General features: G+C 70.9%; 2 protein-coding genes and 1 pseudogene. All 3 read right to left on the bottom strand.

Annotated elements, in window-relative coordinates:
- A pseudogene (locus B4E30_RS06725) lies at nucleotides 1-331 on the bottom strand (folate-binding protein); the annotation flags it as partial.
- 5 nt (nucleotides 332-336) lie between these two features.
- Complete coding sequence (locus tag B4E30_RS06720; RefSeq protein WP_286794166.1) at nucleotides 337-939, bottom strand: FABP family protein; 603 nt, start codon at nucleotides 937-939, stop codon at nucleotides 337-339.
- Between the two features lie 135 nt (nucleotides 940-1,074).
- A partial coding sequence (locus B4E30_RS06715) for a hypothetical protein (protein WP_349676952.1) occupies nucleotides 1,075-1,384 on the bottom strand: 310 nt, incomplete at its 5' end.

Below are 1,384 nucleotides of genomic sequence, written 5' to 3'. Positions count from 1 at the left end.
TCAGGAGCGCGTCGGCGTCGCCGGCGTCGACGAGCAGCCAGGTCGTCTCGCCGTCGTCGAGCACGGCAGCGGCGTGTTCGACACGCCCCTGCGGGTCGAGCACGAGCAGCTCGGTGCTGACACCGGGCTCGAGGGTGCGGAGCGCCTGAGATGTCAGGGAGTCCAGCCACGACAGCCGGTCCTCGCCGGTGACCGCGAGCACGCGGCGGTCGCCGAGCACGGCCACCGCCCGACCGCCGGCAAGGGCGCGCTGCTCGCCGAGCGGTGACCCGAGGTGCTGGAGCACTCCGCCCTCGATCACCGCCCCGGGCACGCGCGCAGGATCGATCATCGCCGTCACTCCGCGCGCTTCAGACGTGCCGACGCGTGCGAGCGCAGGTCGTGTGCGAGAGCGGCGATGTCCCACGCCCAGAGCAGATCTCCCTCGACGAGCCCGTACATGCGCGTCGCCGCGGCGTAGTCCCGCGCACCGGCGGTGCGCACGACCGCGTCGGTGGCCAGGTCGATGCGCGGCCCCTTGATCTGACCGAGATAGAGCTCGCCGACGCCGTCGGAGTGGACGATCTGGGCCTGGATGTCGAACCCGCCCTCGGCGTTGCGGAGCTTCTCGACGTCATCGGCCGTGCGAGCGGGTCCGGGCGCGCGCGGCGGCAGCAGGGCCGGGCCGGCGTCGGTGGCGATGGCCGGACGCTCCAGACGCCAGAAGCCGACCTCGGCGACCAGCGGCACACGGCCGCCGTCGGCACCGATCGTCCAGGCGTCGGCGGAGTAGTTCAGGTGGTCTCCGCCGTCGTGGCTGAAGCTCACCCGATGGGTGAACTCACCCGAGAAGCGGGTGTCGCCGGCGGTGTAGTCCAGAACGCCGGTGCCCTCCCACACCCCGATGAGCCAGGAGAGCGGGGCGAGGTCTGCGGCGATGTCGGTCGGCAGATCGAGCACGACGCGCCCCGTCAGCGCTGGCCGCGATACAGGTTCTTCACGACGACGCCGGAGATGAACACGATCGCCAGCGAAGCCAGACCCAGAAGGCCGATGAAGAAGAGTTCCAGCGCCACGAGATCCATGTCGACCACTCTATCCCGGAACCACCGACGCGAGACCGAACCCGAGGCTGATCACGCCCAGGATCAGAAGGGCTCCGACGACGCTCGCGGCCACGCGCTGGATGAAGCGGTATGAGCGCCCGTAGGACAGCTGCACGGCGAAGGCGAGGATCAGGCACCCGCCGAGTCCCACCGGCATCCATGCGGCGCGCCACTCGGCCGGCACGAACAGTCCGATCGCGATGCCGACGATCGCGGCGACGATCCAGACGGCGACGACGCCGCCGAAGGTCGAACGCGGTGCGAGCGGTGGGGTGGACATCGCGACCATTCTCGCGCAC

This window comes from Microbacterium sp. UBA3394 (assembly GCF_002358725.1).
GTDB classification, from domain to species: Bacteria; Actinomycetota; Actinomycetes; order Actinomycetales; family Microbacteriaceae; genus Microbacterium; species Microbacterium luteum.
The sequence above is the reverse complement of the archived record's forward strand: the minus strand, read 5'-3'. Positions and strand labels throughout refer to the sequence as shown.